Source organism: uncultured Metabacillus sp., assembly GCF_947503125.1.
GTDB lineage: Bacteria > Bacillota > Bacilli > Bacillales > Bacillaceae > Metabacillus.
The window spans coordinates 1-8,456 of sequence record NZ_CANNCR010000101.1 but is presented as its reverse complement, the minus strand read 5'-3'; the positions used below and the strand labels follow the sequence as shown (position 1 = coordinate 8,456).

At 38.8% G+C, this 8,456-nt stretch carries 6 protein-coding genes and 6 tRNA genes; all 12 read right to left on the bottom strand.

Going from position 1 to position 8,456, the window contains the following annotated elements; genetic code table 11:
- Positions 1 to 458: 458 nt before the first annotated feature.
- Positions 459 to 2,264, bottom strand: a complete 1,806-nt coding sequence (gene glmS, locus Q1B07_RS25545; RefSeq protein WP_299095320.1) for a glutamine--fructose-6-phosphate transaminase (isomerizing) — start codon at positions 2,262 to 2,264, stop codon at positions 459 to 461.
- Positions 2,265 to 2,719: 455 nt separating this feature from the next.
- A complete protein-coding gene (gene glmM / locus Q1B07_RS25540; protein WP_299095318.1) occupies positions 2,720 to 4,066 on the bottom strand; it encodes a phosphoglucosamine mutase in 1,347 nt (448 codons plus the stop codon).
- Between the two features lie 27 nt (positions 4,067 to 4,093).
- Positions 4,094 to 5,341 (bottom strand): CdaR family protein, encoded by a 1,248-nt coding sequence (locus tag Q1B07_RS25535; protein WP_299095315.1) that lies wholly within the window; start codon positions 5,339 to 5,341, stop codon positions 4,094 to 4,096.
- The gene (cdaA, locus tag Q1B07_RS25530) at positions 5,334 to 6,155 is read right to left on the bottom strand and encodes a diadenylate cyclase CdaA (protein WP_299095313.1); all 822 of its coding nucleotides are present in this window, start codon (positions 6,153 to 6,155) and stop codon (positions 5,334 to 5,336) included. Before cdaA ends, Q1B07_RS25535 begins: the two co-directional genes overlap by 8 nt.
- A 180-nt stretch (positions 6,156 to 6,335) precedes the next feature.
- A complete protein-coding gene (locus tag Q1B07_RS25525; protein WP_299095311.1) occupies positions 6,336 to 6,947 on the bottom strand; it encodes an anti-sigma factor in 612 nt (203 codons plus the stop codon).
- 13 nt (positions 6,948 to 6,960) lie between these two features.
- The gene (gene sigW, locus Q1B07_RS25520; RefSeq protein ID WP_299095305.1) at positions 6,961 to 7,524 is read right to left on the bottom strand and encodes an RNA polymerase sigma factor SigW; all 564 of its coding nucleotides are present in this window, start codon (positions 7,522 to 7,524) and stop codon (positions 6,961 to 6,963) included.
- Between the two features lie 283 nt (positions 7,525 to 7,807).
- Positions 7,808 to 7,883: transfer RNA gene (locus Q1B07_RS25515), tRNA-Ala, on the bottom strand.
- A 15-nt stretch (positions 7,884 to 7,898) separates the two neighbouring features.
- Positions 7,899 to 7,973, bottom strand: a tRNA-Gly gene (locus Q1B07_RS25510).
- 6 nt (positions 7,974 to 7,979) lie between these two features.
- Positions 7,980 to 8,052, bottom strand: a tRNA-Lys gene (locus Q1B07_RS25505).
- A 3-nt stretch (positions 8,053 to 8,055) separates the two neighbouring features.
- Positions 8,056 to 8,130, bottom strand: a tRNA-Gln gene (locus Q1B07_RS25500).
- Between the two features lie 151 nt (positions 8,131 to 8,281).
- Positions 8,282 to 8,365 (bottom strand) — tRNA-Tyr (locus tag Q1B07_RS25495).
- 15 nt (positions 8,366 to 8,380) lie between these two features.
- Positions 8,381 to 8,453, bottom strand: a tRNA-Thr gene (locus Q1B07_RS25490).
- Positions 8,454 to 8,456 lie beyond the last annotated feature (3 nt).

Here is an 8,456-nt window from a genome sequence, read left to right as displayed (position 1 = left end):
TTGACTATCTAAGTCCCATTGAATATAAAAATATTCACCTTAAAAAAAGTGTCTAGTTTAGTGTTGACATACCAAGAACCCCCGATATCTGATGACTCCTCTTACATGACCAACCCCTTATTATTTATTTATATTTATTTTCATAAGAGAAACCACTTGAAGCATTTTACACGTTACATGGTGTGGGCATTCGTTCATTAAATTAGTTTCGGGTCTGTATACCTTTAGAGAGACATTGGGACATCCTTTTCACCCTACTTACTCAAGGGTTACTCTTCCCGTAAGGGAATTCCTTACAGATACGGCCATAAATCCACATAAAAAACCCCGTTTATATATCCATATACCGGATACACTCACGGGGCTTTATGCAAACTTTATTCTTCTTATGCAGACTTTTTTCTCATTCTGCAAACTTTATTTTGTTTTGACACTTTTTATAAAACTCCTTAAAATTCTTACTCCACCGTCACACTCTTTGCAAGATTTCTTGGCTTATCAACATCACAACCGCGATGTAGGGCAGCGTAATAAGAAATTAATTGTAACGGAACGACTGCAACTAATGCTGAAAGCTGTTCATGAACGCTTGGAAGGACGAAACGGTCGTCTTCTTCTTCAAGGCCTTTCATGGAGATGATGCATGGGTTTGCTCCGCGTGCTACAACTTCTTTTACATTACCGCGAATGCTTAGGTTTACATGCTCTTGAGTAGCTAATGCAATGATCGGTGTACCATCTTCGATTAAGGCGATTGTACCGTGCTTAAGCTCTCCGCCTGCAAAGCCTTCTGCTTGAATGTATGAGATTTCTTTTAGTTTTAATGCACCTTCAAGGCCAACATAGTAGTCGACAGAACGGCCAATAAAGAAGGCGTTGCGCGTTGTTGATAAATATTCGCGTGCGATTGCTTCCATTTCTTCTTTTTGATCACAAAGAACTTCCATCGCGTTTGCAATAATACCAAGCTCTTTTGTTAAATCAAATTCTAAAGAATATCCTTTTGCATTTGCTGCAACAGCGGCAAGAATAGATAGTACCGCTAATTGTGCTGTATATGCTTTTGTAGAAGCAACTGCAATTTCAGGACCAGCGTGTAATAACAGAGTATAATCTGCTTCACGAGATAATGTTGATCCTGGAACATTTGTGATTGTTAATGCTTTATGTCCAAGCTCTTTAATTTGAACAAGAACGGCACGGCTATCTGCTGTTTCACCACTTTGTGAAATAAAGATAAATAATGGGTTAGCCGAAAGCAATGGCATATTGTATGAGAATTCACTTGCGATGTGAACTTCAACAGGCGTTTTCGCCCACTTTTCAATAAATTGCTTGCCGATTAATCCAGCATGATAGCTTGTTCCTGCAGCAATGATGTAAATACGATCTGCAGCATTCACAGCATTAACAATATCCTTGTCGATTGTTAAGTTGCCATCTTCATTGCGGTATTTTTCGATAATTCTTCTTGTTACTAAAGGCTGTTCATCAATTTCTTTTAACATGTAGTGAGGATATGTGCCCTTTTCAATATCACTAGCATCAAGCTCAGCTTTATAAGGTGCACGTTCAATCACGTTTCCTTGTAAGTCTTGAATCGTTACAGATTCACGTTCAACAAGAACCATTTCTTTATCCATAATCTCTACGTACTGATCAGTAACCTGCAGCATTGCCATTGCATCTGATGCAACAACGTTAAAGCTGCCATCACCTAATCCAACTAGAAGCGGGCTTTTGTTTTTTGCAACATAAATTAAATTTGGATTTTGCTCATCTAATAATGCGATTGCATATGAACCTTTTAAGATTGATAACGTTTGACGGAACGCTTGTTCAACCTCTAATCCTTCTGCTACAAATTTTTCGATTACTTGAACGATTACTTCTGTATCTGTATCACTTTTTAATTGAACATCTTGTAAATATTCACGTTTTAAAATTGCATAGTTTTCGATAACGCCATTATGCACAAGTGTAAATCTGCTTGTTGCGCTTTGATGTGGATGTGCATTCACACGGCTTGGTACACCATGTGTTGCCCATCTTGTATGACCAATCCCTGTTGATGCTTGTACCTTTTCATCAACACTTTCACGGAGCTCGGCAATACGGCCTTTTTCTTTAAAGATATGCACACCATCTTCGTTCATGGCTGCAATACCAGCAGAGTCATATCCACGGTATTCTAGTTTTTCTAATCCCTTTAATAAAATTTCCTTTGCATCTTGCTGTCCAATATAACCTACGATTCCGCACATATTATTTGTTTCCTCCCATAGTGTGTAACCAGGGACAGGAAGCCGTTTTTTCGGAGACATTCACTGTCCCCTCACACATGTTTTATATATTTTTGGAAGGCTACGTTTTTCCCTTTGTACAAAAAGTTGCCTCTTTGTTTTAAAGAAAAACTTTCGGCTGTAACCTAAAACAACCGGGAGGCATCCGCCGAATTTTCGATAACCTCCATCCTCGTCAACTAAGCTCTTTTCGTCCAGCTTAGTTCAGGCGCTTTAAAAAATAAATAATTCTCTTTAATGCTCCTTTCTATCAAAATAAAAATACAAAACCAATCATACAACACATGAAAAAAACCGTCAATCAAAAACTTGTTGCAACCTAACCATTCTGCATCAAATGGTATAAATTATACTATGTATGAAAATGCCTTCATGTTATTAAAAAAGGCAGGTTTCCCTGCCTCTGTCTTGTCATATTACTCCATACCCATTTCTTGTTTTACAACCTCTACAATCCGCTCAACATATTCACGGCATAGCTCTTCTGTCGGTGCTTCAGCCATTACACGGACTAAAGGTTCTGTACCTGATGGTCGAACAAGGATGCGGCCATTTCCATTCATTTCTGACTCCACTGCAGAAATAACTTCTTTTACTTTTTCATTTTCTGTTACATGATGTTTATCTGTTACTTTTACATTGATTAGCAATTGAGGATACTTTGTCATTTCACTCGCAAGCTCTGAAAGCTTCTTGCCTGTTAGCTTCATGATGTTGACTATTTGCAAGCCTGTAAGCAATCCGTCACCAGTTGTATTATAATCAAGAAAAATAATATGTCCTGATTGCTCTCCACCAAGGTTATAGTCATTTTTCTTCATTTCCTCTACAACATAGCGGTCACCAACAGCAGTTGGGATACTGTTAATTTCATGCTCCTCAAGCCCTTTGTAAAAGCCGAGGTTACTCATAACGGTAGAAACAACTGTATTTTTCTTAAGTCTTCCTTCACTTTTTAGGAATTTAGCACAAATATACATAATTTGATCACCATCAACGATGTCCCCATTTTCATCAACAGCAATCAAACGATCACCATCACCATCAAACGCAAGGCCGATATCCGCATTTTTCTCCTTAACAAAAGCAGCTAATGCTTCTGGATGTGTCGAACCTACACCGTCATTGATATTTAATCCATTTGGAGAGGTACCCATCGTTGAAACGTCTGCATCCAAGTCAGCGAACAGATGTGTAGCAAGTGAAGACGTTGCCCCATGTGCACAATCCAATGCAACATGAATTCCCGTAAAGTCTTCATCAACTGTTTGTTTCAGGAATTGAAGGTATTTTTGTCCACCTTCGAAATAATCATTAACTTGTCCGAGATGCTCTCCTACAGGTCTTGGCAGTGTATCAACCTCTTGGTCCATTAAGTTTTCAATTTCATACTCCTGCTCATCTGATAGCTTAAATCCATCTGGGCCAAAATACTTAATGCCATTATCTTGAACAGGATTATGTGAAGCAGAAATCATGACTCCTGCTTGAGCTCCCAGTGCCTTTGTTAAATAAGCGACACCTGGAGTTGAGATTACTCCTAAGCGCATAACTTCAGCACCAATTGATAGGAGACCTGCTACAAGAGCACCTTCCAGCATATGACCTGAAATACGAGTGTCACGACCAATTAAAACCTTTGGTCTTTCTGTATCCTTTGTTAAAACATACCCGCCGCATCGTCCGATTTTAAAGGCCAGCTCAGGTGTTAATTCACTATTTGCAACTCCTCGTACTCCGTCTGTACCAAAATACTTTCCCATTGGTTTCGCTCCTTTATATATTCCGCCTTAAGAGGCTGGAGAAATTTTCACTTTTACTTTTGCTTGTTCTAATGACCAGGTTAGATTTTGCGGGCCATTCACCTCAACAGGTACTTCATGTTCACCTTCACTTAGATCTGAAAGGTTTATATATAATTCTATATCAGAAGAATTAATATCTTTAATCACATCCGGTGCTCCGAATATCTTAACATCAAGTGTTCCTGACTCCGGATCAACCATCTCGACGTCCATGCCTTCGGATAAACCAACTGCTTTCACAGATTGAGCTTCAAAGGTTTTTTCCTCTTGTTCAGCGACGTCTATATTGATTTTGATTTTTTCAGGATTTACTTTATTAATCCCTTCTGGTATTGGAATAGGTACTTCTAAAACAGTATCCTTCTTAATTTTGCTAAGATCGACTGTAACCCCATCTATGAATTCCAGTTCCTCTAATACATCATTAGGGCCAAAAACGGTAACTTCCTTAGGTTCCGGTTCGATACTTGAAATACTTAAGCCTTTTTCAAGCTCACCTTCCCTGACAATTTTAAATGGCAATACTTTACTTGGGCTTTTAATAGGAACTGTTACATCAACAACAGTCGGTTCTACTTCTACAGGTATGACATTTCCATCACTGTCATAGATCGTTATTCGTGATTCCTCATTAACGGTTTCTTCTGCATCTTCTAAGTTTACGACTGCTTTTACACTTGAAATTTGCTCAATGACTTCTTTTGATGCTGTCACCCGAACGCTGTTTGGATTGACAATTGGCTGGTCGGGTGTATAGCCTTCTTCAAGCTTATCTTCATTCAAAAAATCGACTTCTACTTGAAAATCCTTCGTCACCTTCTCTTCAATTGAAACATCAATAACAGAAGGGTCAATTTTTGCCTCCAGGTCCTCAGAAAGATTTTTTATACCTAGCTTCACTTTATGAGTTCCAATTGATAACTTCGATAAGTCTGCATATACTTCAAAATCCCTAAGCTTACTCGCCTTCGTTAACGTGCCTGTTGCTCCTTCTAAATTCACTTCAACTGATTCAGGAACACCTGTAACAACAAGGTTTTCTTGATCAAAATATGTTGTAACAGGGACATCTGTGACAGTCGTCTTGTCTGCATCAGGCGAAAAGGACAAAGGAGATGATGAATTATTATTAACTGTATTGCCTGATTCAATATTGACTGAAGCATATAACATTAAGGCCATGAATAAAGCAATAACCCTCATCACCCAATGGTTATTCATTAGCTTATCCATTATTTTTTCCCCTCCATTGCCAGCGGTTTGAGGAAGCAGGTTTTGATGCAACCATTAACTCTTTTTGAAGAATCTCTCTTAATTCATCTTGAGTCAAGTTTCGATAAAGCTCACTATTTCGTGCTACAGAGACACTTCCAGTCTCTTCAGACACGATAATGGTTAAACTGTCTGTAACCTCACTTATCCCTAATGCTGCCCTGTGCCGCGTCCCGAGCTCCTTAGAAATAAACGGGCTTTCTGAGAGAGGCAGATAGCAAGCGGCTGCAGCAATTTGATTCTTTTGGATAATAACCGCTCCATCATGAAGCGGTGTATTCGGGATAAAGATATTGATTAATAATTCAGAAGAAATCATCGAATTTAAGGCTATTCCCGTTTCTATGTAATCACTCATGCCTGTTTCTTTTTCTATGGACATTAACGCACCAATACGACGCTTTGCCATATAGTCTGTTGCCTTTACAATTGCCTCAACGGTTATTTCAGGATCGTCCTCTCCAGGCAGACTGCCTCTAGAAAATAAACGTCCTCTTCCTAGCTGTTCTAAGGCTCTGCGCAGCTCTGGCTGGAAAATGATAATAATGGCTAAAAACCCCCATGTTAAGGCTTGGTCCATTAACCACTGCAAGGTGTTTAAACCTAGATATTGGCTTAACATGCGGACTACAATTATCACTGTAATTCCTTTTAATAGCTGTACAGCCTTTGTTCCCCTTATGACCATAATCAATTTATAGATAACATACCAAACAAGGAGAATATCAACAGCTATGCCGAGGTAATGCAATATTGGTATATCCTCATATCCCATTCACTCGTCCTCCATGTATTTCACTCTTTTATAGGTAAAATCTCGTTTATTTAATTTTTATCATCAGCGAAGTTTTTCCCCTTACTAAACTAAACTGAAATAAAGGATTCTAATAACGATAGTATTATATCATTTCTTGAATAGAAATGTAAAAAGGCCACCATAATGATGACCTTATGTTTAATCAAAAACATTGACAACATCCTTAGAGAGGGTTTTTATATGGTACCATAACCACTCAAACATCTGATCCACTTCCTCTATCTCGCCGGTCACTTGGCCTGCAGATGCGAGGTACTTCTCTCCATTAATGACAGTGACATTTCCTTCAATTGTACCCTCAATCACTAATGTTCCGTTTTTAACAGTGACATCTCCTTTTATGACTTCTCCCTTCGGTACAGTGACCTTACTGTTCTCTACAACTAAGTCTGAGTGCTTTGAGACACTAAATTGCTGATCTTCATTCCATGCAGAAAATAAACTTCCTGCCATAAGAAGAACAAATAAAGATGCCGCTGCTAATAGTGGGTGACCCTTCATCCAACGATTCCAAGACACAGTTCGCTTTTCTTTTGGAAGTCTATTCATAACGGCTTGGGTGAAATCTTTAGGAGCTTCAATATGGGATGTACTTTGGACTAGTGCGATAGCTTTTTCTAGTTCATGAAAATGTTGAAAGCACTCCTTGCATGTATGAAGATGGTCTTTCACCTGTTTTTCTTCATCACTTGTTAGTTCATGATCCAAATATTTATGCAAAAGCTGCACAATTTCAGAAGAACAGCTCATATTTCTCACCTCATTATAAATGCCTTAATTGCTTTCGGAGGGCTTCTCTCCCCCTGTGAATCCGGGTTTTAACAGTACCTATCGGAATATCAAGGATTTCACTTATTTCTATTAATGATAGCTCATCTATATACTTTAAGACAATAACCGTTCGATATTTATCGGGCAGCTTTAAAATTTCAGCTTGAATTGTCTGCTGAAGCTCCATGGTTTCCAGCTCTTCCTCAGGCAAAGCTGCCTCTGCAGCAATTTGAGAATACATGGTTAATCCATCTGTTCCCGAAACCTCTGCATCAAGGTAATAATCCGGCTTCTTTTTCCGTATACGGTCAATCGAAAGATTCGTTGCGATTCGATATAACCATGTTGAAAACTTTTTATTCATATCATACGTATGGATATTAACATACGCCCGTATGAAGGCTTCCTGTGCGATATCTTCTGCTTCATGTGCGTTTCCCAGCATACGATAACATAATTGATAGATCTTATCCTTATACAAATCCACGATTTCAGCAAATGCATTTTGGTCGCCCTTTTTAACCTGTTTTATCCGCTTCTTTACTATTGTTTCCATTTTCACATACCTCCGCACTCTGCGGGTCTCTTTATATACGTATTAGCATTTCATAAGGTTTCATTTATTGCACATAAAAATATTTTAACAAATTTTGGAGATGAGTAGGGAATTTTTATTAATTTGTTTTTAAATAGAAAATGAAAAAAAAGATTTATCTTCATATTAGTCAAAAAGTAATAAACGAAAGGGCTAATTTTAAGTGAATTGTACTAAAAATAAAGAAAATAAAAAAACCATAAACAATCGTCCATGGTTGTGTCATTTTATTGATATATTGTATTGGTGGAGCCTAGCGGGATCGAACCGCTGACCTCCTGCGTGCAAAGCAGGCGCTCTCCCAGCTGAGCTAAGGCCCCAATTATAAAAATTTATGGAGCGGAAGACGGGATTCGAACCCGCGACCCCCACCTTGGCAAGGTGGTGTTCTACCACTGAACTACTTCCGCAAATGATGAGCCATGAAGGACTCGAACCTTCGACCCTCTGATTAAAAGTCAGATGCTCTACCAACTGAGCTAATGGCTCTAATGGCTGGGCTAGCTGGATTCGAACCAACGCATGACGGAGTCAAAGTCCGTTGCCTTACCGCTTGGCTATAGCCCAATAGAAATTTACTTGTTAGTTCATTAGATACTTTATTATTAACATTATTTAGTGAAATATTCACACTAAACTCTCTAAACAAAATCAAAGATAAACAAATGATGAAATGGAGTTCCATTTTCCCTTCGTTTATCTGCATTTTATATGTAAATGGTGGAGGGGGGCAGATTCGAACTGCCGAACCCTAAGGAGCGGATTTACAGTCCGCCGCGTTTAGCCACTTCGCTACCCCTCCATATTTATAAAACAGTGCCGGCGAGAGGACTTGAACCCCCAACCTACTGATTACAAGTCAGTTGCTCTACCAATTGAGCTACACCGGCGTA